Origin of the sequence: Flavobacterium flevense (assembly GCF_900142775.1) — a bacterium.
Classification (GTDB): Bacteria; Bacteroidota; Bacteroidia; order Flavobacteriales; family Flavobacteriaceae; genus Flavobacterium; species Flavobacterium flevense.
The window spans coordinates 1-25832 of record NZ_FRCC01000007.1; the positions used below are offsets into that span (position 1 = coordinate 1).

Annotated in this window: 26 protein-coding genes and 1 other RNA gene; 10 read left to right on the forward strand and 17 right to left on the reverse strand. The window is 34.0% G+C overall.

Annotation, left to right across the window (positions count from 1 at the left end):
• On the reverse strand, positions 1 to 2126 hold a 2126-nt coding region (locus tag BUB89_RS12020), incomplete at its 3' end, for a PKD-like domain-containing protein (protein WP_143161162.1).
• 578 nt (positions 2127 to 2704) lie between these two features.
• On the opposite strand from BUB89_RS12020, the gene BUB89_RS12025 reads away from it, so the two are divergent.
• The 4 genes from BUB89_RS12025 (at position 2705) to BUB89_RS12040 (ending at position 7002) form a co-directional block, all read left to right on the forward strand.
• Entirely contained in the window at positions 2705 to 3190 is a 486-nt protein-coding gene (locus BUB89_RS12025; RefSeq protein WP_073245407.1) for a SixA phosphatase family protein, read from the forward strand.
• 3 nt (positions 3191 to 3193) lie between these two features.
• Positions 3194 to 5266, forward strand: coding sequence for a polyphosphate kinase 1 (ppk1, locus tag BUB89_RS12030; RefSeq protein WP_073245409.1), 2073 nt, complete (start codon positions 3194 to 3196; stop codon positions 5264 to 5266).
• 28 nt (positions 5267 to 5294) lie between these two features.
• A complete protein-coding gene (locus BUB89_RS12035) occupies positions 5295 to 6185 on the forward strand; it encodes a Ppx/GppA phosphatase family protein (protein WP_073245411.1) in 891 nt (296 codons plus the stop codon).
• Between the two features lie 232 nt (positions 6186 to 6417).
• Entirely contained in the window at positions 6418 to 7002 is a 585-nt protein-coding gene (locus BUB89_RS12040) for a TMEM175 family protein (protein WP_073245413.1), read from the forward strand.
• Position 7003: 1 nt separating this feature from the next.
• On the opposite strand, the gene BUB89_RS12045 is transcribed toward BUB89_RS12040, so the two are convergent.
• The 4 genes from BUB89_RS12045 to BUB89_RS12060 form a co-directional block, all read right to left on the reverse strand.
• On the reverse strand, positions 7004 to 7420 hold the full coding sequence (locus BUB89_RS12045; protein WP_073245415.1) for a DNA polymerase III subunit gamma/tau: 417 nt from the start codon (positions 7418 to 7420) through the stop codon (positions 7004 to 7006).
• Between the two features lie 206 nt (positions 7421 to 7626).
• Positions 7627 to 8712 carry a DNA polymerase III subunit gamma/tau gene (gene dnaX / locus BUB89_RS12050; RefSeq protein ID WP_073245417.1) on the reverse strand — a complete coding sequence of 362 codons (1086 nt, stop codon included), beginning with the start codon at positions 8710 to 8712 and terminating at the stop codon, positions 7627 to 7629.
• 72 nt (positions 8713 to 8784) lie between these two features.
• Entirely contained in the window at positions 8785 to 9426 is a 642-nt protein-coding gene (locus BUB89_RS12055) for a hypothetical protein (protein ID WP_141384514.1), read from the reverse strand.
• Positions 9427 to 9492: 66 nt separating this feature from the next.
• Positions 9493 to 9792 carry a hypothetical protein gene (locus BUB89_RS12060; protein ID WP_073245421.1) on the reverse strand — a complete coding sequence of 100 codons (300 nt, stop codon included), beginning with the start codon at positions 9790 to 9792 and terminating at the stop codon, positions 9493 to 9495.
• Between the two features lie 127 nt (positions 9793 to 9919).
• Here BUB89_RS12060 and rnpB point away from each other — a divergent pair.
• Positions 9920 to 10261: RNase P RNA component class A (rnpB, locus tag BUB89_RS12065), an RNA gene on the forward strand.
• An 82-nt stretch (positions 10262 to 10343) separates the two neighbouring features.
• Here the strand turns inward: rnpB and BUB89_RS12070 are convergent.
• From BUB89_RS12070 to ilvD, 7 genes are all read right to left on the reverse strand, one after another.
• Positions 10344 to 11177 (reverse strand): DUF6048 family protein, encoded by an 834-nt coding sequence (locus tag BUB89_RS12070; RefSeq protein ID WP_073245422.1) that lies wholly within the window; start codon positions 11175 to 11177, stop codon positions 10344 to 10346.
• Positions 11149 to 11673 (reverse strand): DUF6452 family protein, encoded by a 525-nt coding sequence (locus BUB89_RS12075; RefSeq protein WP_073245424.1) that lies wholly within the window; start codon positions 11671 to 11673, stop codon positions 11149 to 11151. Before BUB89_RS12075 ends, BUB89_RS12070 begins: the two co-directional genes overlap by 29 nt.
• A gap of 70 nt (positions 11674 to 11743) precedes the next feature.
• Positions 11744 to 13156, reverse strand: coding sequence for a 23S rRNA (uracil(1939)-C(5))-methyltransferase RlmD (rlmD, locus tag BUB89_RS12080; protein WP_073245426.1), 1413 nt, complete (start codon positions 13154 to 13156; stop codon positions 11744 to 11746).
• Positions 13157 to 13740: 584 nt separating this feature from the next.
• On the reverse strand, positions 13741 to 14280 hold the full coding sequence (locus BUB89_RS12090; protein ID WP_073245430.1) for a hypothetical protein: 540 nt from the start codon (positions 14278 to 14280) through the stop codon (positions 13741 to 13743).
• Between the two features lie 191 nt (positions 14281 to 14471).
• A complete protein-coding gene (locus BUB89_RS12095; protein ID WP_073245432.1) occupies positions 14472 to 15185 on the reverse strand; it encodes a S1 family peptidase in 714 nt (237 codons plus the stop codon).
• A 167-nt stretch (positions 15186 to 15352) separates the two neighbouring features.
• Positions 15353 to 15850: a DUF1905 domain-containing protein gene (locus tag BUB89_RS12100; RefSeq protein ID WP_073245434.1), complete on the reverse strand. Its 498-nt coding sequence runs from the start codon at positions 15848 to 15850 to the stop codon at positions 15353 to 15355.
• 126 nt (positions 15851 to 15976) lie between these two features.
• Positions 15977 to 17665 (reverse strand): dihydroxy-acid dehydratase, encoded by a 1689-nt coding sequence (gene ilvD, locus BUB89_RS12105; protein WP_073245436.1) that lies wholly within the window; start codon positions 17663 to 17665, stop codon positions 15977 to 15979.
• A gap of 218 nt (positions 17666 to 17883) precedes the next feature.
• Between ilvD and BUB89_RS12110 the strand changes: the two genes are divergently transcribed.
• Positions 17884 to 18336 carry a hypothetical protein gene (locus BUB89_RS12110; protein WP_073245438.1) on the forward strand — a complete coding sequence of 151 codons (453 nt, stop codon included), beginning with the start codon at positions 17884 to 17886 and terminating at the stop codon, positions 18334 to 18336.
• 48 nt (positions 18337 to 18384) lie between these two features.
• Here the strand turns inward: BUB89_RS12110 and BUB89_RS12115 are convergent, their stop codons facing one another.
• Complete coding sequence (locus BUB89_RS12115; RefSeq protein WP_073245440.1) at positions 18385 to 18996, reverse strand: NAD(P)H-dependent oxidoreductase; 612 nt, start codon at positions 18994 to 18996, stop codon at positions 18385 to 18387.
• Positions 18997 to 19091: 95 nt separating this feature from the next.
• Here BUB89_RS12115 and BUB89_RS12120 point away from each other — a divergent pair, with 95 nt between their 5' ends.
• On the forward strand, positions 19092 to 19988 hold the full coding sequence (locus BUB89_RS12120; RefSeq protein WP_073245442.1) for a LysR family transcriptional regulator: 897 nt from the start codon (positions 19092 to 19094) through the stop codon (positions 19986 to 19988).
• Between the two features lie 61 nt (positions 19989 to 20049).
• On the opposite strand, the gene BUB89_RS12125 is transcribed toward BUB89_RS12120, so the two are convergent.
• Complete coding sequence (locus BUB89_RS12125) at positions 20050 to 21036, reverse strand: aldo/keto reductase (protein ID WP_073245444.1); 987 nt, start codon at positions 21034 to 21036, stop codon at positions 20050 to 20052.
• A gap of 186 nt (positions 21037 to 21222) precedes the next feature.
• Positions 21223 to 21855, reverse strand: a complete 633-nt coding sequence (locus BUB89_RS12130; protein ID WP_083552752.1) for an SGNH/GDSL hydrolase family protein — start codon at positions 21853 to 21855, stop codon at positions 21223 to 21225.
• 148 nt (positions 21856 to 22003) lie between these two features.
• Between BUB89_RS12130 and BUB89_RS12135 the strand changes: the two genes are divergently transcribed.
• Positions 22004 to 23059, forward strand: a complete 1056-nt coding sequence (locus BUB89_RS12135) for a sensor histidine kinase (RefSeq protein WP_073245445.1) — start codon at positions 22004 to 22006, stop codon at positions 23057 to 23059.
• A gap of 80 nt (positions 23060 to 23139) precedes the next feature.
• Here the strand turns inward: BUB89_RS12135 and cysM are convergent, their stop codons facing one another.
• Positions 23140 to 24027 (reverse strand): cysteine synthase CysM, encoded by an 888-nt coding sequence (cysM, locus tag BUB89_RS12140; protein WP_073245447.1) that lies wholly within the window; start codon positions 24025 to 24027, stop codon positions 23140 to 23142.
• Complete coding sequence (locus BUB89_RS12145; protein WP_073245449.1) at positions 24028 to 24819, reverse strand: serine O-acetyltransferase; 792 nt, start codon at positions 24817 to 24819, stop codon at positions 24028 to 24030.
• 245 nt (positions 24820 to 25064) lie between these two features.
• Here BUB89_RS12145 and BUB89_RS17995 point away from each other — a divergent pair, with 245 nt between their 5' ends.
• Positions 25065 to 25250: a hypothetical protein gene (locus tag BUB89_RS17995; protein ID WP_073245451.1), complete on the forward strand. Its 186-nt coding sequence runs from the start codon at positions 25065 to 25067 to the stop codon at positions 25248 to 25250.
• Entirely contained in the window at positions 25240 to 25788 is a 549-nt protein-coding gene (locus BUB89_RS12155) for a Smr/MutS family protein (protein WP_073245453.1), read from the forward strand. Before BUB89_RS17995 ends, BUB89_RS12155 begins: the two co-directional genes overlap by 11 nt.
• Positions 25789 to 25832 lie beyond the last annotated feature (44 nt).

The window sequence follows — 25832 nt, forward strand, 5'->3', positions numbered from 1 at the left end:
GTGGTATAAGTTAAAGGATTAGTTGTAGTAGCCGTGATTGTTCCAGAACAGTTATCTGTTGTAGTTGGAGCAATAGCTGTAGCCGAACATTCACCCGTTACATCAGCTAAAACTGGTTTTGCAGGTTTGCTAATATCTTTTACAATTACATTTTGAGTAGCTGTTTCTACATTTCCATTTCCATCATCAAAAGTCCATGTGATTACATGAGTTCCCTGAGTGGTATAAGTTAAAGGATTAGTTGTAGTAGCCGTGATTGTTCCAGAACAGTTATCTGTTGTAGTTGGAGCAATAGCTGTAGCCGAACATTCACCCGTTACATCAGCTAAAACTGGTTTTGCAGGTTTAGTTACATCTTCAACAACAACTGTTGATACTGCTGAAGTAGTTTCACAAGAAGTTAAACCATTTGTTATTTTTACTTTGTAATCTCCATTGGCAGTAACTATTAAAGTTGATGCTGTTTGTCCATTTATAACAACATTGTTTTTGTACCATACATAAGTTGGAGAAGAAGCGTTTGTATTAGCTGTTAAAGTTGTAGTCAAACAAGCTGATAAATCACCAGTGATGGTAGCTGTTGGTGGATCATTTACAGTAATTGTAGCAGAACCTGTTTGTGCTTGAGAACAAGTTGTTGAGCCTGCATCTTTGACACTTACTAGTGAGTAAACAAATGAGCCTGCAGTAGTAGTTGGTACTGCCACTGTAACAGAATTACCACTTGTAGTAGTCACTGTTAAATCATTCCCTCCATTTATTTTATAGGTGAAAGTATAGGGAGCTGTTCCTGAAGCTCCTGTGAAAGTTATATTTGGGGCGGTTGCATCTTTACATACTGCATTAGTACCGCTGATAGTTGCTGTTGGTTTTGGATTTACAGTAACAGTTACTGTAAAAGGAGTACCAGTACATGTACCTGATTTTGGAGTTACAGTGTATATTACATTTAATGGGAAATTATTTGAATTTGTTAAAGTTCCACTTATACTGGTTTGGTTTGTTCCAGCTAAGTTACCTGAAATGCCTGTTGCATTAGTAGGAGCGCTCCAAGAGTAAGTAGTACCAGTAGGAACCACTTCTGAACCTCCATTGACAGGAGTAACAGTAAACGAAGTACCACTGCAAATTGTAGCAATTTTATTTGCTATTACTGGTGTAGTGCAGCAAGATTCGACTGTTATTGTTGCTTCACTAGTGTTAAATCCATTTGTACATAAACCAGTATTTAAAATAACTGCTCTAAATTTAGTAGTTTCAGTTAAATTAGTTGCTGTATGTGTTGAAGTAGTATTTGCAATACTTGTCCAAGTTGAAAATGGACTAATTGAATATTCCCATTTTGTTATAGTCGAACTTCCTGTTAAACCACTAACGGATAAATTGGTGCTATTGATACCTGAACAAACTGTTGAGTTTGGGCCTACAGAACCTTTAAGAGGGATTCCAAATGTTAAAGGAATATCGTTGCAAATATTTGAAGTTGAAGAGCCACCACTAACAGATGCTAGTTTTGCAATATTTATTAGTCCAGGATTATTTGAATCACATATATTTATTCCAATACTACCAAACGGAATATTAAATTCAAGAAATTGACCATCACCACTTGTAGTACAGCTATTAGAATTTCCATTAGTAGCACTAAAGTTATTGTTTGCTGTAATGGTTTTTGTGTTAAATGAAGTTGCTTTGTATAAAATAAAAGTTGAATTATTTTTAGCATCAAGTTCTAAAATATATTCTGCACCAGCTACAGACATGGTACCTCCAAAAGAATCAGTTGTTAATCCTGTTGATGCATTATTATCTGTATCCAAATACATTCTGAATAGAGCTGAACCAGAATTACCAATTTTTATACCGATTTTTAATACTTGGCTTTGAGTATTAACTTTTGCCCAAATTGTATTTATTGCACAAGTTGTTGAAGCATTACTGTTTATAATTTGTTTAAACACAGTACCAGTAGCATATTCATCGTTTGCGCTTCCTGGTATTGGGCAATAGTTTCCATCCGTGCCACTTTCTGATTGTCCAAAACCATTAGATATACTGAAAAGTAGTAAAAATAGAACAAAAAGTATTGTTTGTTTTATTTTTTGGTTGGGTAAAGTTGTTTTCATAATAATCAATTTTAGATATTGTTGGAGCTAAGTGTTATGTCTCGTATTGAAAAATAGGTCAAGCTATAATTTAAAGCGAATCTAAATACATTAAATTTCCAGAATAAATTTAATCTTCAAACAACCTAAAAACTCGTTAAAAAGCATTTTTAATTGTGAAACAAAACTTATAACTTCGTTAAACTTCTCTTTATTCTTCAATTCAATTCTGAAAAATCTGTTAAAACCCGATTTTGTTTTTTTACTTTATTAACCGATAAATTGTTAATAAAATATTCGTTTTCCATTTTTTTAAGAAAATATATTTTTGGTTTCAAATTTAAATCAAACTTAAAGCTAATAAATGAATCCTGAAATAAAAAAGTCGACAAAATGCAAAAAATAAGGATAAAATGCGTTAAAAATTAACAAAATGAAGTTTTGTATTACAAAATAATCGGTTTTTTAAAACATTGAAATCAAGTTTACTGATAAAGGAGCAGCTGTTTTATTTTGTTTCGACTTATAATTTATTCCAAGATTAATTGTATCTTTCTGTGAAAGAAGTTTGCAAAACAGACCCTCATAAAAATAAGTATATGAAAAATTTAATATTAGTAAGGCATGCTAAATCTAATTGGGATATGCCTTTGAAAGATAGAGACAGACCTTTAGATCAGCGAGGGCTATATGATGCTCATTTAGTTTCTTCGAATATTCAAAAACATATTCCGGCAAAATATATCATCTGGAGTAGTATTGCTAAAAGAGCTTCGGATACAGCGGTTATTTTCGCGCAGAATATTTTATATCCTATCGAAAATATTTTGTACAAAGAAGATTTGTACACTTTTGATGAAAAACAATTAGAAGAAGTTATCAAATCGTGTAATAATAGTTTTGATAGTGTAATTCTTTTTGGGCATAATGCTGCCATTACAAATTTTGTTAATAAATTTGGAGATAAATTTATAGAAAATGTGCCTACCAGCGGCTTTGTTTCGCTTCAATTTGAAAACGATAGCTGGGAAGAAATAAAGAAAGGAAAAACTAAAAAAATAATAATTCCAAAAGATTTAAAATAAAAAATGTTTGATCAAAAGTATATTGACAGAGAAAAAAGTTGGTTAGCATTTAACGCCAGAGTACTCCAGGAAGCCGCAGACGGTTCGGTTCCATTATTAGACAGATTACGGTTTTTAGGAATTTTTTCCAATAATTTAGATGAGTTTTTCAGAGTTCGATTTGCTGCAATTCGCCGATTAAGCTTATCGGGAAAATCCGGTGAGAAAATTTTAGGAGGAATATCAGCACAGCAATTAGTAAAAGATATTACTGAAATTGTAATTGAGCATCAAACCGAAAGTCTCGCAATCCTTAGAGAAATAGAATCAAGATTAGAGACAGAAAACATCTTTATTATTGATGAAAATGAAATTTCGACTGAACAGGAAGTTTTTTTAAAGGATTACTTTATTCAGACTTTGAGTCCTGAACTAGTGACAATTATCTTAAACGATTTGGCCGAATTTCCTTTGTTAAAAGATAATGTAGGATATTTAGCTGTAAAATTAGTAATGAAAAAAGATGATGCTGTTCATTATGCCATCATCGAAATTCCTAAAACAATGAATCGTTTTGTTGTTTTACCTTCAAAAGATCATAAACACTATGTTATTCTTATTGATGATGTCATCAGGCATAACTTAAAAAGTATTTTCAATATTTTTGATTGTACCAGTATTTCTGCCCACATGATTAAAATAAGCAGAGACGCACAATTAGATATTGATAGTGATTTGAGTAAAAGTATGCTTGAAAAAATTTCGACCAGTGTAAAAGAGAGAAGGATAGGGGAACCCGTGCGTTTTATTTATGACCAAATGATTGAGGATGATACCTTAGAGTTTTTTCTGGATAAAATGAAAATTGTTTCTACTGATAGTATTATTCCAGGAGGAAGATACCATAACAGAAGGGATTATATGGATTTTCCTAATCTGGGAAGATTTGATTTATTGTATAAAAAAAATATTCCTTTACCTATTCCGGGATTAAATTTAGAAGGCAGTCTCTTAGAAAAAATCAGTCAAAAAGATTACCTGTTGCACGCTCCTTATCAGTCTTTTTCTTATTTAACTAAGTTTTTAAGAGAAGCTGCTTTAGATCCTAAAGTAACTTCGATAAAAATTACTTTATACCGTCTGGCTAAAAATTCTCAGATTATCAGTTCCTTAATTAATGCCGCTAAAAACGGAAAAAAAGTAACAGTTCAGATTGAATTGCAGGCTCGTTTTGATGAAGCTTCTAATATTTCTTATGCAGAGCAAATGCAACAAGAAGGAATTGATCTTATTTTTGGTATCAAAGGTTTAAAAGTTCACAGTAAAATTTGTGTTATCGAAAGAAATGAAAACGGAAAAACGAAGCGTTATGGTTTTATTTCTACAGGAAATTTCAACGAAGCGACTGCGAAAATTTATACCGATGTAACACTTTTTACCAGTCATCAGCAAATATTAAAAGATATTTCAAAAATATTTGAGTTTTTTAATATCAACTACAGGGTGCATCGTTACAAGCATCTTATTGTTTCACCGCATTATACCAGAACAAAGTTTTATAAGTTTATAGAAAGAGAAATCTCTCATGCACGTGCCGGCAGAATAGCGTATATGAAGCTAAAAATGAATAGTTTGTCTGATTTTGCTATGATTGATAAACTGTATGAAGCAAGTAATGCCGGGGTTAAAATCCAGTTAGAAGTAAGAGGAATTTGCTCCTTAATTCCCGGTATTAAAGGGATGAGCGAAAATATAGAGGCTATCAGTATTGTAGATAATTATCTGGAACATTCCCGTATTTATATTTTTGGTAACGGAGGACAAACAGAAGTGTATATCTCTTCAGCCGATTTTATGACCCGAAATTTAGATGGAAGAGTCGAAGTTACTTGTCCTATATATGATGAAAATATTAAAAATGAGTTAATCGAGAATTTTGATATTGGCTGGAAAGGAAATGTAAAAGCCCGTTTTCATTCGTATAAATTAGACAATAAATACCGTAGTAATGACGGTGAAAATATATTCAGAGCACAAATTGAGACTTACAAATATTACCAAAGAAAAGTAGGTTTATTGGAGAAAATTATTCTTTAATAAAGAAATTAAAACACCAAAGAGAATAATGATTAAAATTAAAAAATATGCTGCCATCGATATTGGATCTAATGCCATGCGTTTATTAGTAGTCAATATTGTGGAGCAGGAAGGGAAAGAACCCCAGTTTAATAAAAGTGCTTTAGTACGTGTTCCTATTCGTCTGGGACAGGATGCTTTTACAGTAGGTGAGATATCTAAAGAAAATTCAGATAGAATGGTAGATGCTATGAAAGCATTTAATCTTTTAATGAAAGTTCATAAGGTGGAAGCTTATAAAGCTTTTGCAACATCAGCCATGCGTGAAGCTTACAACGGGAAAGAAGTTGTAGCACTGATTAAGAAAAAAGCCGATATAAAAATCGAAATTATTGATGGTAAAAAAGAAGCTGCTATTATTGCATCGACTGATTTACATCATTTATTAAAAACGGATAAAACCTATTTATTTGTCGATGTAGGTGGTGGTAGTACTGAATTTACTTTGTTTTCAGATGGAAAAATAGTGAATTCCAGATCGTTTAAAGTGGGTACCGTTCGTTTATTAAACAATATGGTTTGCGATGTAGTGTGGGAGGAAATTGAGAAATGGATTAAATCAAACACAGCCGATTTTGATGAGATTTCTTTAATAGGTTCCGGAGGAAACATCAATAAGTTGTTTAAAATGTCAGGAAAAATGCAGGATAAACCAATGTCTTATTTGTATATCAATTCCCAATATGCCTTTTTAAATTCGCTTACTTATAATCAGAGAATTTCAGAACTTGGGTTAAATCCAGATCGTGCCGACGTAATTATTCCTGCCGTTCGTATTTATCTGAATGCCATGAAATGGAGCGGATCGAGAAACATTTATGTACCTAAAATTGGTCTTTCTGACGGAATTGTGAAAGCCATGTATTTTAATAAAATATAATATGACTGTCCGCTGAGCGGACTAAATAAAAAAAAGCCACTAATTTCACGAAATAACACAAATTGAGATGTCATAATATTCCACGAATCTGCCAAAGGCAGATAAAAATTTGTGTAATCTTTTTTAAAATCAGTAATATTTGTGCTAATTAGTGTAATTCGTGGCAAAAATAAAACTCGTGCGTTTATCCAGTGATTGGTATAAGAACCGGATAGTCTAAAATATAAAAAAAATGAATAAAAACAGATTAGAAGCTTTTAGTGATGGTGTTTTAGCGATTGTAATTACCATTATGGTTTTAGAATTAAAAATGCCCGAAGAGGAACATTTTAGTGATTTGCTTCCTCTTTTTCCTGTATTTATGAGTTATATTTTAAGCTTTATTTATGTTGGGATTTATTGGAACAATCATCATCATTTGTTACATAGCGCAACAAAAGTAAATGGTAAAATTTTGTGGGCAAATCTTCATTTGCTTTTTTGGCTTTCTTTAATTCCGGCTTCTACTGCCTGGATGGGAGAACATAATTTTGCGAAAGCTACGGTCACCGTTTACGGAATTGTGCTTTTTATGTCGGCGGTAGCATTTGTTATTTTGCAAACCACCATTATCTGTTTAGATGGTAAAAAATCTTTTTTGGCACAAGCCATAGGAAAAGATATTAAAGGAAAATTATCAGACGGATTGTATTTAGCAGCAATTATAGTTTCTTTTTTCAACCAATGGATTTCACTGGCCATTTATCTTATAGTTGCCTTAATGTGGTTGATTCCTGATTCCCGAATAGAAAAGAAGATTTTAGAAAATCAAAATTAAATTAAGCATTGATATCTAATCCAAATGTAGAACGTAAAAGGTCTATATTTGGATTTATTTCTTGTAAACGATTGTATTTATCCTGATCGTTTAAGGCTTTCTTGATAGATACATTTTCGTTTACAATGACTTCAATATTAATATTGTGGTTGTGAAGATGTCCTCTCAGGTGTCCTAAAAGACCGTTCATTTCTTTTTCAAAATCCAGCTTAGAACCCTCATTTGGTAATTCAATACTGATAGTTGTTCCGTTTAAAACAGGATCATTTATAAGTAATAAAGATTCCATGATTCTAAAACCTTTATCGCCTAATCTTTTGGCATAATTCGTCCATTGCAAGAGCATTTCGGTTTCTGTAAATTCTTCAGTAGGCAAATCGACAGTTTCCCGTACTACTACTTTTTTACTTTCTTCCAATGCTTTTTTGGCACGAATACTCGATAAGGATAAAGCCGAAAACTGAGGTCCTGTAGCTTCGTTTTCTGTTTTCTTTGGAATTTCCGGAGCTGGTGTAGTGGTAATTGGAGCTTCTTTTTGAACTGGAGCTGAAACAGGAGTTTCAATCGTTTTTTTAGGTTGCTCTGCTATTGAATAATCGTTTTTTCTAAAATAAGTGGGCGGAATTATAAAGGACTCAGCTTTTTTTTTTCTCCGTCAAAAGTGACAGAGGCTAATTGCATTAAGCATAGTTCAACCAGTAATCGCTGGTTTTGACTTAGTTTGTATTTTAAATCACAGTCATTTGCAATAGCAATTCCTTGTAAAAGAAATTCCTGAGTACATTTTTGAGCCTGAATTCCGTACATTTTTTGTGCTTGTTCACCTACTTCTAATAAAGTTAAAGTAGCAGGTGTTTTGCTGACCAATAAATCTCTGAAATGCGAAGCTAATCCGGCTACAAAATGATGCGCATCAAATCCTTTAGCAAGAATATCATTGAATGCCATCAATAAATCAGGGATTTTATTTTCTAAAATTAAATCGGTTATACTGATGTAGGTTTCATAATCCAGTACGTTTAGGTTCTCAGTAACCGCCTGACGGGTTAAATTAGTTCCGCAGTAGGAAACAACACGGTCAAATATAGACAAAGCATCACGCATAGCACCATCTGCTTTTTGGGCAATAATGTGCAACGCATCATCTTCAAAATCAATTCCTTGATTTTGTGCTACTTCAGCCAGATGTTCTTTCGCATCTTTTACGGTAATTCTTTTGAAATCAAATATTTGACAACGCGATAAAATTGTTGGAATGATTTTATGTTTTTCGGTCGTAGCCAAAATAAAAATGGCATGTTTAGGTGGTTCTTCTAATGTTTTCAGGAAAGCATTAAAAGCCGCCGAAGACAACATGTGTACCTCGTCAATAATATAAACTTTGTATTTTCCGGTTTGTGGCGGGATTCGAACCTGATCTATCAGATTACGAATATCATCTACCGAGTTGTTAGATGCGGCATCCAATTCGAAAACATTAAAAGCAAAATCTTCGTTAGGATCATCATAACCGGGCTGATTGATCTTTCGGGCCAGAATTCTGGCGCAGGTAGTTTTTCCAACACCTCTGGGACCTGTAAATAATAGGGCAGAAGCTAAATGGTTGTTTTCTATAGCGTTCAATAACGTATTGGTAATCGCCTTTTGTCCCACAACATCATTAAATGTTTGTGGACGGTATTTGCGAGCTGATACTATAAATTGTTCCATAGAAATTTTTATTCGAAAGCAAATATAGGGTTTGAAAATTCAAAAAACAAATTCAAAAATCTAAAGGAGAGTTTAAATTTTAGATTTTCTGTTCTTTAACAAAAGGACAATTAAAGCTAAGAAAAGTATCCCATTAATTATTAATGAAGTAATAAGGATTTTAAAGTTAAAATCCTCTATTGTGTTTTCTGTACTTAAATTTTGTGATAATTTGTATGCCCTTAATTGTTCCAATTGATAGAACCAATTAGACATTGTTTCGTTTCTGATTTTTAAATTATCAATTTCATTGCTTAATGAATCTATTTTTGTAGTTTTTCTTTCAGAACTTGTAAATAATGGAATTGGAGGTAGGAATCCAGGTGGAATTTCTATTGTTTGAGTCGGTAGGCAATAATCTAATTTTATTGTTTTGTCATTATTGAAGTTAGCATATACAATCCATAAATCTTTTTTAAACGGGAATATTTCACAATTTGAATTTATAAACTTTCCTTTAATGAGGGATGATTTATAATTTCCTTTGTAAAGTTCAATAATTCTAAAAGAATAGGTTCTTTCTATTGTATCAATCTTTATTAATTCTCCATAAAAAACAATATTTGAATATTTAAGTCCTTTCGAAACCATTGTTTCTCTTAAATGTGGTGGACAATCACAACAATAAATAGTATTGAACCATAGGCAAAGTATTAATAAGAAACAGTTTTTCATTTTTAATTTTATACAGATATTAATTTGTAAGATTAACACTAAGTTTATTTAATACTAACTAATTTTCTATTTTTTCCTCGCTTTAATGCTGAGATCTATTAATAACTGAGCCGTTTCAGTAATAGAATTAGCAGCAAAACCGGTTACATAAACTCCTTTCTTTCCGGATTTAGACTGGATACCAAAAACAATGGCTTCATCATCAGGATTTGATTCTCCTTCATAACGATAGATGTGTTTAATCTCGTAATTAGCAGGGTTTTTTAAAATCACATCTTCATGTTGATTAAAGTCATAATTAAAACCATTTTCGCTCAATTCGTCTAAAGCTTTAGAAACCGATTTGTAGTGGTATATAGCATCCATGATATTGGTTTTTTAGAAGTTAAAAAGAATCTTAAATATAACTAATTTATTTTGAATGCGTTGCATAAATACGGACTAATGTACTTTTATCAGAGTTGTTGACATGGTTTAATTATTGTACTTTTGCAGCACAGACCGCCTTATCGCTTTATTCCGAATCAAATTCGATTAAAGAGGAAAGTCCGGACACCACAGAGAAGCATAGCGGGTAACACCCGTCATCTCGTCTTTCGGGACGGGATAGGACAAGTGCAACAGAAAGTATGTACAGGTAATGCTGTAGTGAAACCAGGTAAACTCTATGCGGTGAAATACCAAGTATATCAGCATTTAAGGATTTCTCGTCCGTTGTTGAAGGGTAGGTAGCTCGATCTTGTTGGTAACAACAAGGCTAGATAAATGATAAGGTCTTGTCTCGTTTTTTGGAACGGGACGAGAACAGAATCCGGCTTACAGGTCTGTTTTTTTTATTTTTAAAAGAAAATGACCGATATTGGAAATCCATATCGGTCATTTTTTATTTGGTATATTTTATTGCGAAATCTGAAAAATTATTTTTTCGGTGTTTTTTTAACTTCTTCAGCGGGTTTTACTTTCTTTTTATAAAGAGGTACAAAATAAGTTACCGTGTAATTAAAACCAACTCCAAAATCGCCATTATAGGTTCGGTTGAATCCCGGAATATACAGGTTTTCAAAATTATTGGGTTGTTTGTTAGTAATCAGTCTGTTGAATCGAAGGCTGAATCCCATAAACACATTGTTAAACACCTTAGCCTTCATTCCGGCTACAACTTCAATCCAGCTGGCCGTTAAGCCATTGTATTTTTGTCCCGAAGTAACTGGCGGAATTTCTCCAAAATATTGGTTGGTGTTGTAAATTTTATAGTTGTTTAATTGCTGGTTAAAAGTACTAAAACCATAACGCATACCTATAGAAATAATGTTTTCCATGTCGAGCCAGTTTTCGTAGCCGTTATAATCAAAACCTACTCTTATATACGAACCTTTAGTGGTGAAATTCAGGCGTGCATCATCGGTAGTTTTATTTTCATTTCCTACTTCGGCAGCGATATAGTATTTTTTGCTCCAGCGATAATCTCCCACTAATTCCAGTCCTTTATAATCTTTGTCATAAAAACTACGACTCAGCTTAAACAAATCAATTCCCAGCCGTAACCCGTAACGATCTGTTTTAACAGGAGCTATAATCGTATCTGTTTTTATAACAGTGTCCTTTTTAACAACAACAGTTTTAGCAGGGACAGTATTAACTGTAACCGTATCTTTTATTTTGGGCTTGGGTGCTTCTTTCCTTTGCGCATTTGCAAAAAACAACGAAAAAAGAAAAAAGAGACTAAAAATAGATTTCAAGATGTGTTTCATTTTCGTTAGCGATACTATAATTTCTTACTGCAATAAGTTGCATCCATAATAAATCAGGTGTTGCAGCATCTGTTTGTACAAATGGTGTGATGGGATCTAAAGCAAAATTAGTTTTAAATCCGCAGGCACGTGACACATATACATTTTCGGTGGTGTAATTAAAGGTAATAATATCTTCGTTAGGCAGTGCTGCCGGATTAGTACTTCCAAAATTACGGATGAAACGAAAAGTAGTCGTCTCAGCGGTAGTTTGCAGCGGAATAGCAACAGTACTTCCATTAATTAACGTGCTTCCGTTATAGGTAATACCTTCTTCCATACCATCCGCAATTATCGTCAGATTGGAGACACTCTTTTCTACCGAAGAATTGTTGTAGTCATAAAAAGTAACTACTAGCCGCGATGTGGTAACGGTATTAGCATCACAAATATCATCTTTCTCACAACCGGAGAAGGAGAAACTGAGTATTAATAAGAGCAGAATCGTTTTCTTCATATTTTTTTAGTTGTTAGTGCCTAGTCCTTAGTCCATAGTGAAAAACTAAGGACTAGGTACTAAGGACTATTTATCTTTTTTCCAACAGCACTACATTTTCCACGTGATGCGTTTGCGGAAACATGTCTACAGGACGCACTTTGGTTACTTTGTATTTTTCGTCCATTAAAGCCAAATCACGGGCTTGTGTAGCCGAATTACAGCTTACATAAACTACTTTTTCAGGAGCAATTTTCATAATTTGTTCAATTACGTCTTTGTGCATTCCGTCTCGTGGCGGATCAGTGATAATAACATCCGGTTGTCCGTGTTGTGCAATAAAAGCATCGTTGAAAACCACTTTCATATCTCCTACGTAAAACTCACAATTGTCAATGTTATTGCGTTCGGCATTGGCCTTAGCATCTTTAATCGCATCAGGAACACTTTCGACACCAATTACTTTTTTAGCTTTTTTAGAAACAAACTGCGCAATAGTTCCCGTCCCGGTATATAAATCGTAAACGGTTTCATTGCCTGTCAATCCGGCAAAATCTCTGGTGATTTTGTATAATTCGTAAGCCTGATCAGAGTTGGTTTGGTAAAAAGATTTGGCATTGATGCTAAATTTTAAACCTTCCATTTCTTCCAGAATGTAATCACGCCCTTTGTACAATTTAATGTCCTGGTCGTAAAGCGTATCATTTGCTTTATTGTTCACCACATATTGCAACGAAGTAATTTGCGGGAATTTAGCATAAAGATGATCTAATAACAATTCTCTGCTGGCTTTATCATTTTCGAAAAATTGAATCAAAAGCATGATTTCGCCAGTCGAAGCCGTACGCAACATCAGGGTTCTCAACAAACCGGAATGTTCTCTGGGATTAAAGAAAGTCAGATTATTGGCGTTAGCAAAATCACGCACTTCATTTCTGATAGCGTTCGAAGGATCTTCCTGTAAATGACATTTTTTAATGTCCAGGATTTTGTCCCACATTTTTGGAATATGAAAACCAAGAGCATTTCTGTTTCCTAAATCTTCATCGCTTCCTATTTCAGCTTCGGTTAACCAACGGCTGTTAGAAAACGAAAATTCCATTTTATTTCTGTAAAAAAACTTTTTCTCCGAACCTAAAATAGGTTCAAATTCAGGAAGTTCAATTTTCCCAATACGTTGCAAGTGATTTTTAACCTCATTGTGTTTGTAAAACAATTGTTGGTCGTAGTTCATGTTTTGCCATTTGCAACCACCACAAACCCCAAAATGCTCACAAACAGGATCTACACGATGCTCTGATAATTCGTGGAATTTCACTGCTTTTCCTTCGTAATACGCTTTGCGCTTTTTGAAAGTTTGCACATCCACCACATCACCCGGAACCACATTCGGAATAAACACTACTTTTCCATCGGGAGCCTTTGCTACCGAAACGCCTTTTGCACCTGCATCAAGGACTTTTATCTGATGAAAGACAACTTTGTCTGTATTTTTTCTACCCATGGCGCAAAAATAAGTGTTTGTTGCCTTTTATGAATTCAAATTGGGAAATATTTTTAAAAAGTGTTGATTTTTATCTGGATTCTGTTTTGGTCGTAATTATTAAAAACGTCAGTTCGAGTGTTTTTTGTGTAGTCCTGATCCCGAAACATCGGGACGGGACGAAACAAAAAATGTATCGAGAACCGTTTTTAATGATTTTTTTTATGAGCCAATTCCCGCTTTCCGCTACAAATCCTCGTTTCTCCAGCACAAATTCGGCTGTAAAAGGAGCTTCTTATAGTCGCTCTTTTTCAGCACGAATTTGTAAGCTGTCGCAACTCCGGGTTTTTCGCTGCAATCGGGGGCAGAGGAGTTGTGGGAATATTGAGTTTTTAGATAAAAAGAAACCTCGTTTGATGGAACGAGGTTTGGTTTATGTTTTTAAGTTTTGATAGCCGAGTTGTCTTCCGTGCACGCTTCAATAGGATAAAATACTATTTAAAATTGAACTTTTTGGTTTTGTCGTTGCTCAACTTTGCGGGCACGGATTGCAAATCCGTTATCGTTGCGTTGATATATCCGGGCGGTCTGGGCTGTTTTTCTTTTCAGCTTCTTTTTCGGTCAATGTTGTCTAAAATAATTCTTTCAATTTTATGCGGCTCGTCACATTCTGCATCATTAGCTCTAAATTCGCACCTTGGACAGTCAAAACTTAATTGATATCTATTCGAATATTCAATCATTGGGGTTGCGCATTTTGGACAATGCGCTTTCATATCTGTGATTATCCAAGCATTTTTTCTATTGTCTAATTTCCAACTCCATGTCCATCGCCACTTTTTTAAAGTATCTTCTTTATAACTACAAAAGTCTGGTTTTAATGTTTCTTCATTCTTGAATTTGTCAATGATTACAATTATTAAAATGAATAAGCCAAAAACAATTATAAGCCACCAAATTTTAAGGTCAAAATTTAAAACTTTCCAGACCATATTTCCAATCCATTTGAATATTGACCAAATAGTTGATAAAATTGGTTTTTCTTTTAAATAGTCGTAACCTATTGTCAATAGAAAACTAAATATTGCTGTTCCTATACTTATTGTCCAAGGTGATTTTACCCAATCTTCTTTGCTCTTTGTCATTTATTCTCTAATCCTAATTTTTAAGTGTTTTTCCTTCAAAATAGCCCATAACGTTCCCGCGCTACAAGCAGTTTGGGATTAAATTAGCGTTATCTTTCGGATTTGCCAAATCTTCCAAATACAAAACGATCTTCAAATTAAGCCTAAAGCCCAAATTGCTTTTAGCGTGTGTTATAGGCAGTAAACTTTTTTTACACTAATAAATCACCTATAATATTTGTAACATTACCGATAGCTCTTAGTGGCACAGCTGAACCCATTCCCAAATTCAAATTCTTCTTCATTTCTGCAATTAATTGCTGTAAAACTTGAACAGGATCAATTCCTCCTATTGCCATTGATATACCACCAGTATTCGCTTGTTGAATTTGATTTAAAAAACTTGATAAATTACCAAACTTTGAATTTACAATTCCGATTAATTCTCCAGCTGAATTAAAAAGAGGGCCACCTGAATTGCCGTGATTGACAGAAGCATCTATTTTTATCAGTTCAATTCCATTATTAGGTTCAAAGCCCGCAATATGAGCGCCTAAAGCAGTTATGTTTGTAGTATGAGAGGGAAAACCAACTACAAATGCTTCTTGTCCTATTTGAGTATTATTTGAATTGCCTAATACAACACCTGGACCAAGTGTTTGTTGAAATTCTACAATAGCAATATCAAGATTCACATCATTAAAAATTACTGTTCCAATTTGTCCATTATTTTGTCCAGATAGTACTCCAACTGTTATAGTATTAGCAACAATACAATGACTACAAGTTAATACTCTTTTTCCGTTGTCAATTAAAACTCCACTTCCTGCACTTACGATTTGTTGATTAATTCCTCCTTGATTTATTATTGAAATAACTCGAATTACAGAATTCTGAACATTATTATATTCATTTGAAAAATCCATATTTTGTTTTTATTATGTTAAGTTGTTGGTTTTGCGACTTATTACTTACAACTCACTTATAGGCGAAACAACCCTTCGTATATACATCTAAAATTGGTTAGATTGGCGAAAGTTTCTATCGCTTTATTTGTTTTCAAATATATTTAAATATTCTTACAAAAAAAACATTAAGGCTTCTCTCTCCCCACAAATTTTCCTTTTCCTAATAAAAATGCAATTGCTTTTGGAATATTTTTATCAATGCTTTCGTCCGTTTTTAAATGTGAAATATAGCGGATGATTTCATGCCGTAAAGAAGGACGCAAATTTTGGAAAACAGTATTGGCTTTTTTGTTTTTGTTTAAAGCTTGTAATAGTTTAGGATGAATGGGAATTTCTCTTTTTTTGGGGTCATAAGCAATACTTATTTCTATTTGTTCTCCAATTCGTTTAGGAGAATTTTTAAGCATGGTAGTATTGATATACAAGCGCCATTCTCCTTTAAATTTCATTAAAGTTTGGGTGTAGGGAATAGCATTAACAGTCCCTTTGACAGGAATAGGACCTTTGGATTTTCCTGCTTTTTCAAAAATAGCATTTAAAATTTCTTCAGGTACAAAAACAAACGGATTGATTCCTATAATTTCAATTCTTGCCAAAAAAGTATAGCTTGTTTCTACTGACATAAACCAAGTTTTAACTATTGCTAAAATAGAAAATTAGAACAAAAAAACCTCGTTTCCAATCCTAATGAGGAAAACGAGGTTTAGAATTTTAAAAAGATTGTTATTTCAATCTTTCAATATAGAATACTACAAATCCGATTTTAAAACAGCTCCGTTACTAGCATTGGTTACCAGAGAACGGTATTGTCCTAACCATCTTGAAGTTAATTGTTTTTTAAGAGGAACAAATTCAGCTCTTCTTTTAGCAATTTCTTCATCGGTTAAGTTTACAGATAAAATGTACTGATCTACGTCAATATGGATTTCGTCTCCGTCTTTCACTAAACCAATCATTCCGCCTTCGGCAGCTTCAGGAGAAACGTGACCAATTGAAGCTCCACGAGTTGCACCACTAAAACGACCATCGGTAATTAAGGCAACTGAATTTCCAAGTCCCATTCCCATAATTAATGAAGTTGGAGCTAACATTTCCTGCATTCCAGGACCTCCTTTTGGACCTTCATAACGAATCACAACCACATTTTCAGCTTTTACTTTTCCGCCAAGAATTCCTTCGATAGCTTCCGGCTGTCCGTCAAAACATACGGCAGTTCCTGTAAAAACGCGATCTCCTGTAATTCCTGCGGTTTTAATAACAGCTCCTTGCTCGGCTAAATTTCCGTACAAAACTGCTAAACCACCTACCTCAGAATACGGATTGTCAATAGTGTGGATAATATTAGTGTCTTTGATGTAAGCATCTTTGATTTTCTCTAATATGGTTTCGCCTGTAATGGTAAGATTGTCTAACAAAATATCGTCACCTCTTTTTGTCATTTCTTTCATTACCGCATTTACACCACCGGCAGTATTGATATCTTCCATGTGAACGGTTGATAAACTTGGAGAAATTTTAGCAATATGAGAAACTCTTTTTGAGATTTTATTGATGTCTTCTAAGTTGAAATCAACATTGGCTTCTTTAGCAATAGCCAACATGTGTAAAACCGTATTCGAACTTCCGCCCATCGCCATGTCTACAGCAAAAGCATTTCGTACTGCATTTTCGTTCAGAATGTTTTTTAGTTTGAATTTTTCAGTTTGGGCACTGTCTTTTGCAATTTCGCAAATTCTTCTGGCCGCTTGTCTGTATAATTCTTCACGTTCTTTAGTTAAAGCCAGGATTGTTCCGTTTCCGGGAAGTGCAATTCCCATAGCTTCCATCAAAGTATTCATGGAGTTGGCTGTAAACATTCCCGAGCAACTTCCTCCACTAGGACAAGCATTACATTCAATGTCTTTTAATTCTTCATCGGTGATTTCGCCTAATTCGTGTTTTCCAACAGCCTCAAAAGCGGTAGCCAAATCGATTGGAACTCCATCTTTAGTATGTCCTTTTTTCATTGGTCCACCACTAACAAAAATGGTTGGAACATCAACTCTTAAAGCACCCATAATCATTCCGGGAACAATTTTATCACAGTTAGGAATGGCAATCATAGCATCTAACTTGTGCGCATTCATCACCGTTTCGATAGAATTAGCAATAATTTCTCTCGAAGGCAAAGAAAAAAGCATTCCATCGTGACCCATTGCGATTCCATCATCAACACCAATTGTATTAAATTCAAACGGCACACAACCATTAGCTTTAATTTCTTCTTTGATTACTCTCGAAACTCTGTCCAGAAAAAAATGTCCGGGAATAATTTCGATGTACGAATTAGCAACTCCAATAAATGGTTTTTCAAAATCTTCATCAACTAATCCTGTTGCTCTGAATAAAGATCTGTGCGGGGTTCTTTGATGTCCTTTTTTTACTTCATCACTTCTCATAATAAACCAGGTTTTTTATACTTTTTAAATTTGTATTTTTATTTTTTTTCAGCGCCAAAGATAAATAATCTTTTAGGTTTAACCGTTGCTGATACTGGAAAACCCGTTATAATCTTTTCCCCTAAACGAAGTTTGTTTTATTAAACAGCGTTTTTTATATAATGAGACTATAATTAATTGGTATGCTGCTTTATCTTTGCTTTAAAGTTTTAAAAAGAATGAATAATAATAGCTCAGGAAAAAGTTGGGTAATAATATGTTTGCTACTTATTTTTTCTACCCTTATTTTAAGTTGTAAAAAGAGTAACGAAAAAGGAATTCCTTTTTCTTATCGTGCTGTAAATGATAGCGATACTGCCTTGCTTCGATATACCAAATTAGAAGATAATCGATTTTTTGGTCAATATGAAGTGATTTATGGACAGTTTAGAAAAGATTCCGGTGAGATTAGGGGAATTATTTCCGGTGATACGCTTAAAGGTAGTTTTTATTACCATTCTTATGGCGGCGGTGTTTTAAAAAGATATCCAATTGCTATGCTGAAACGAGAGAATAAATGGCTGTTAGGCAAAGGTATTATTTCAATTTATATGGGCATTCCTTCTTTTTTAAAAACAGAACCTATTGATTATTCGAATCCCGAATTTATTTTTGAAGAAGTAAAGAAATAAGCTAAATGAAAATCCGTCCCGAAAGATACCGGGACGGATTTTCTGTTTTTAGTTTACAGCAATCAGACAATCAGCGAATGTTTCTTCTAAATGTTGGCTGTATGCTTTCATATCGTTTTCAATATTGGCATTTTTTTCCACATCATGAAAATGGTAACTTTTTAGCGGAGTCATTCCGGTAAAGGCATTCATGCGGTGGAAACCAAAAAATGGTCCTTCATCAACGGATTTTTGATCGAAAAATTCTCCGGGAAGTGTAAAAGCGGTGGCAGGAGCATTCCAGGTTGTAGTAAGCATGTATTTTTTACCGTGCATTGTTCCACCGGTTCCATAATTTATTTCCGGATTAATAGATTTTCTGCCGTCGCTGCGATAAATTCCTTTGTTGTGTCCCGCAGTAAAAACTTCGTCTATGTATTTTTTAAAATTGTAGGGCAATTGAAACCACCAAACTGGTGTGTGGTAAATAATAACATCGGCCCAGACAAATTTTGCCACTTCTTCTGCTGCTGAATAGCCGTTTTGTATGCTAGTGGTTTGAATACTGATTCCTTCAGATTGTTCGAAGAATTTTTCAGTTGTTTTAGTAATTGTGTTGTTAAATAAACCGCCTGAATGACCAAAATTCTGTCCTGCATTAATAATAAATATCTTTTTCATAAGTTGTATCCTTTTTTGTTGGGACAAAGTTAATAGGGATATTTGTATTATTAAAATAATATAAATTATACATTTGTATTATAAATATAATAGTTATGGTCAATTTAGAATGGTATCGCACTTTTAAAGCAATCTATAAAACGGGAACACTTACCAGTGCTGCCGATGCTTTGTTTATTTCTCAGCCGGGAGTGAGTTTGCATCTAAGTTCGTTAGAAAGTTATGTAGGTTATAAACTTTTTGATCGAACAGGACGTAAAATGATTCCCACCGAAAGAGGCAAAATTTTATACAACGCCATTGCCGAAGGTTTGAAAATCCTGGAAGATGCCGAGAAAAATTTTCAACGCAGTACTGAAAAGCACACACCAACAATTAGTATCGGAATGTGTTTTGAGACTTTCCAAATTACTTTAGAACAATACATTTCGAGTTTACCTTTTAATGTGATTATTCGTTTTGGTGAATATCCCGAAATGCTCGAAAATTTAGATAAGGGAATTTTAGATTTGGTAATTTCTCCACAAAAAGGAAGTTATCCAGCCATTTCTTATGAGCCTTTTTCGTCAGAAACCATTGTTTTGGTTGGAGGAAGTGAAGTTGATGATTCGGAATTTCAGCAATTGGTCAAACAGAAAAATTACAAAGCAGCTGAGGATTATTTGAAAAACCAAAAATGGTATGGAACAACAGGAGATATGGAACATCTTTTTCGTTTTTGGCAACTTAATTTTGGTAATTTCCCTGATTTCAGACCTAATTATATTGTTCCCAATATCCATTCTATTGTGCGATGTTTAAATGGTGCCAACGGATTAGCTGTTATCCCTGATTTTTTGTGTAAAAAAGAAATAGAAAATGGCACTGTAAAATTGCTTTGGGAAGGACATAAAAAGTTGAAGAACACGCTTTATTTTGCCAATAGAAAAAATACGGCTTACGAGAAAGAACTCGATTTAATTAAGGATTTATTTAAGAAAGTGATGTTGTAAATCAACACAAACAGTCATTACTTACTGTCTGTGTTGAATTTTATTTTTTATAACTTAATAATTACCACAAGTGCTGTACTTCTTTTTTGATATAATGCTCATAAATTTCGTTCATAGCAGCAATTTTTTCAGGATTTAGTAAAGGTAAATCTAAAGTAGAAAGATTAGACAATACATGATTTTCGGTAGAAGCTCCCGGAATAATACAACTTACTTCTTTAAAATTTAAAATCCATTGTAGGGCGAGAGGAGCCAAATTGCTAACTTCAGGAAACAATTTTTTTAATTCGTTTACAGCAATTAAACCCAATTCATAATTGATACCTGAAAAGGTTTCACCTTTATCAAAAGCAGCACCTTCGCGATTAAAATAACGATGATCTTTACTGTCGAAAATAGATTTTTCAGAGAATTTTCCGGTCAGCAGTCCGCTTGCTAATGGAACACGGGCAATTATTCCCACATCTTTTTTCTGAGCTTCTTTAAAAAACAACTCTGATGGACGCTGTCTGAAAAGGTTGAAAATAATCTGGACTGTAGTCACATTTGGAAATTCAATAGCTTTCAATCCTTCTTCTACTTTTTCGACACTAACTCCAAGATTCTGAATTTTTCCTTCTTTTTTTAATTTGTCAAAAAGGTCAAAAATTTCAGGACGATAATATACCTCAGTAGGAGGACAGTGCAATTGTATTAAATCGATAGTGTCTAATTGAAGGCGCTTTAAACTATCCTCTACATATTTTTGCAACACCTTTGGCTGATATCCTTCATTGACATGCGGATTAATCTGACGCCCGCATTTAGTAGCTACATAAATTCGTTCTGAACGCGAACGAACCACTCTTCCTACAGCAATTTCACTCATACCGTTTTCATAAACATCGGCAGTATCAATAAAATTGATGCCTTTGTCAATAGCGGTATTCAAAAGTTCATCGGCTGTTGTATCATTAAATGAAGATCCCCATTTTCCGCCCACCTGCCAGGTTCCAAGGGCGATTTCTGAAATCTCAAAATTTGTTTTTCCTAATTTACGATAGTTCATTGTTGTATATTTTATAAATTATTTAGTATGATTATCCGCTTCTTATATCAAATTATTGAAGATAGCACACAGATAAAACGGATTTTAACGGATTGTCGCAGATTCTAATTTACAAAAAACTATGAAAAAATCCGTTATTATCTGTTCAATCAGTGTCATCTGTGGTCTATTCTTTATTTAGTCCGCTTAGCAGACAGTCCTATTTATTATTTCCTGAATCGCTTTTTCGATAAGCGGACTCATAATTTCATAACCGGCACTGTTAGGATGCACACCATCTTCTGATAATTGTTTTTGTAAACCTTTTTGCTCATCAGCCATTTCAGAATAATAATCTACAAATGAGATTCTGTGAGCCAGTGCATATTCCTTAAGTACGGCATTTAGTGCTATAATTTGGTCTGCCGGTTTTTCTTTTGGATTCCAATAGAAAAAATTAGCCGGTAAAACAGAACAAAGGATTACTTTGATTTGGTGAACCTGAGCCAGTTCAACCATCGAATAAATATTGTTGGTAATCATTTCAGTCGTTGCCGGCCCTGTATTTCCGGCAATATCATTACCTCCTGCTAAAATTACGACAATTTTAGGATTTAAAGCAACTACATCTGCTCTAAAACGCACTAGCATTTGTGGTGTAGTCTGGCCGCTGATTCCTCTGTTAATATAAGATTTGTTTTTAGAAAAATAAGCATGTTTCGTACTCCAGAATTCCGTTATGGAATCCCCTAAAAAGACCACCCGGTTTTCATCAGAAATGGGAAGAGGAAGGGAAGCGTTTTCTTGCTGGTATTTAGATAAATAGGGCCAGTCCTGCATAAGAATATTGTTTTTTACCTTTCAAATGGTGCTAAAAAACAAAGCTAACAATTTTTTTCGAAATTAATATTTACTTTAAAAAAGGCTATTCGAAAGATGAAAGCCAAGATATTTTCGTACATTTGAATTGGATTGCAAAACAACTGTTATGAAATTATATCAAAATTTAGCAACTATTGGTTTTCTTAAAAATAGTTATGTTTATAAATTTCTTTTTGTAGCTTTTATTGGTATTCACATTCCATTGATCGGGATTTTGTTTTTTGTCCTTTATTCAAAAGCTAATTTTTCAACTGCTGCCTTACTGGTTTTTTCATTGATAATGACTTTGCTGGCTACCGGAGTAACCTTGTTTATTTTAAAAAAATTAATGCAACCTATCGAATTAGCTTCTAAAGCGTTGAATGATTACAGGCTGAATAAGACTGTTGCTGTTTTGCCGTTGCATTTTTCTGATGAAGCGGGTTTGTTGTTGTCTAATATTCATAATTCGATTACTGAATCGGAAAAATTTATTATTGAAAAACAGGATTTAATTTACTTGCTATCGCATGATTTAAAAACATTTTCAGGACATCCGGATTCTTTGGCAAGACTGATTTTAGAATCCAATCCTACTGAAGAAATTGCGGAATTAGCCCAATTGATTTGCCAGTCTTCACAGGAGCAATTTAAATATATTGACAAGTTCATAAAAATGCTGAAAGATCAAGATCAGATATTGAAAGTGGTTGAAGACGAGGTGATTATTGATCTGGAAGATGTGATGCTAACAATTGAAAATCAGATGCGTTTGTTGATGAAGACCAAAAAAATCAGCTTGGTAAAAAAACTGGACGTTAGTACCGTAAAATTAAAAATAGATCCCGAATTACTGATTCGGGTGATTTTTAATATCATTCATAATGCTATTAAGTTTTCTTTTTCGGAATCGCAGGTTCAATTTTCCAGTTATACCGATCAAGAAAAGATATACCTGAAAATTACCGATTATGGGGTAGGTTTTGATAATGATAAAAAGGATAAAATATTCAATAAGTTCACTAAAATGGGGCGTTTAGGTACATCCGATGAAACATCTACAGGTTTAGGATTGTATCTTTGTAAACAAATTATTGAAAAAAACGGTGGAACTTTAACCGCTACCAGCGAGGGCGAAAATAAAGGGGCTTCTTTTACAATTGCTTTTGACAGTATAGCATAATTAAGGAGTTGTTTTCTAAAAAAATAATAAGGCAGGTTTCTCTAAAAACCTGCCTTATTTTATATTTGTATGGTAATGATTTAGTCAAATAAATCAGAAGATAAATAACGGTCACCGCGGTCACAAATAATAGCGACTATTACACCTGATTCTAATTCCTCAGCCAGTTTTACAGCCACTGCCACAGCACCTCCGCTGCTCATTCCTGCAAAAACACCTTCTTCCAGAGCTAATCGCTTGGTCATTTCACGGGCTTCTTTTTCGCTTACATCGATAGTGCGATCCACTTTTGACGGATCAAAAATTTTAGGTAAATATTCTATTGGCCATTTTCGGATTCCCGGAATCTGAGATCCCTCAGAGGGTTGTGCACCAATAATTTGAATTTCGCTGTTTTGCTCTTTTAAATAAGTAGAAGTCCCGATAATTGTTCCAGTGGTTCCCATTGCTGATACAAAATGTGTCACACTCCCGTGAGTATCATTCCATATCTCCGGACCTGTTGTTTTATAATGCGCTTTCCAGTTGTCATCATTTGCAAATTGATTCAGCATGATATAACCGCCTTCAGCCACCTTTTTATCGGCATAATCTCTGGAGCCTAAAATTCCTTCACTGGCAGGAGTTAAAATTACGGTTGCGCCATAAGCACGCATGGTTTGGGTACGCTCTTTAGTAGAATCTTCGGGAAGGATAAGTTCTATTTCAATGTTTAATAACTGGGCAATCATCGCAAGGGCAATTCCGGTATTTCCGCTGGTAGCTTCAATAAGTTTGTCTCCTTCTTTAATTTCTCCTCTTTCTAATGCGGAAACAATCATGTTGTATGCCGCTCTGTCTTTAACGCTTCCGCCGGGGTTATTGCCTTCTAATTTTAATAATAATTTTACATTTTTGTTTTTAACCAGATTGGTTGTTTCTACTAAAGGTGTATTCCCAATCAGGTTTAATATTTTTTGCGGATCCATTTATTTTAATTCTTTTATTTTTACTTCGGTGGTAGTGGTATTTGTCACTATTGATCTTTCGGGAATGGATTTAGTTATCCAGGCATTTCCTCCTACAATGCTGCCTTTCCCTATAACGGTCTGGCCTCCCAGGATGGTTGCATTGGCATAAATACACACATTTTTTTCTACAGTAGGATGCCTTTTTGAGTCTTTCATTTCTTTGCTTACGCTCAAAGCTCCCAGTGTAACTCCCTGATAGATTTTAACATATTTTTCAATTACTGCTGTTTCTCCAATAACAATTCCGGTGGCGTGATCGATGAAAAAAGGCGAATCAATCTGAGCTCCGGCATGAATATCTGTTCCGGTAATCCGGTGTGCATATTCACTCATTAAACGGGAAAAAAGCAGTAAATCCAGTGCATACAGTTCATGACTGATTCGGTAAATAGCAATAGCATAAAATCCCGGATACCCCAGATAGACTTCTTCAATACCGTTTGACGCCGGGTCATTTTCTAAAATATATGCGGCATCCTGATTTAATTTTTCAAGTACAGCAGGTAATTTGGCTACAAAATGATCCCAGGTTTCATTGCACAAAGAATAGGGTTTTTTACAGGCAATAGAAGCGATTTCTTTAAATTGTTTTTCTAATTCATCAATGCTTTCGCTCAATGGTGCATTCGCATCAAATAAGGTGTAAAAAATTTTTTCGGTGAAGAGTTCCACTTTTGTTTTAATACCGTAATTAATGGCAGTATGGCTTTTAAGTAAACTAATATTTTTTATAATCTGATCCTTTGTCATCGCTTTTGGATTGTATAGTTAGTAGAAGAGCGCTACTTGATTCTAATCGTGTTGATAATTTAAAACAAATATATTGAACTATTTTGAATAATAAGAACAACATTCAGGATGCTTTCATGCTGTAGTTCTATTTTTTGTGAAAAAGTTTTTCAGGAGTGCCAAAAATGATTTTTGCCCAATTGCAACCGACTTTCCTAAAACAACAATTTTAAATTTATTACTTTTGAAAACTGATACAACTAAAAATGAAGAAAATAATTTTTCCAATTATGTTACTCGCTATTGCGGTAGCTTTTTATGAGCAGACTGCAAATGAAAAAAATGTATATGTTACCGTAGTTGCCATAGCGGTATTTATGTTTGGAATGATGCAGTTAAGTGCTAAAACACCAAGTAAAAATCAAGAAAAACAAGAAGAAGATGCTGAATAAAGGAGATAAAGTTGCCGTACTTGATGATGCTATTAATGGCATCGTTTTGTCTGTAAAAGGGGAGGAAGTTACTGTGGAAACCGAGGATGGTTTTGTAATGAATTTTACAGCAAGTGAACTGATAAAAACCAATGACAGCAGTAATTTAATGGATGCTGTCAGAAGGATCAATATTGAAGAAATTAAAAAGGAAAAAGCGATCCCTAAGCCAAGAAGTTTTGTGAAAGAACGAAAAGAAAAGGAAGTAGGGGTTCCGGAATTTGATTTACACATTGAGAAATTAGTCAAAAACAAAAACGGAATGTCTAATTATGATATTTTGACACTTCAGGCTGAAACGGCTCAAAGACACATAGAATTTGCTATTAAAAATCGTATTCCTAAGATAGTTTTTATACATGGTGTGGGCGAAGGAATTCTAAAAGCCGAACTTGATTTTTTATTAGGCCGTTATGATAACATTGATTTTCAGGAAGCCAATTATCAAAAATACGGACAAGGTGCTACCGAAGTTTTTATCAGACAAAGTAAAAAATAAACCAATAATCAGGTATAAAAAAACGCTCATTAGGAATAAAACCA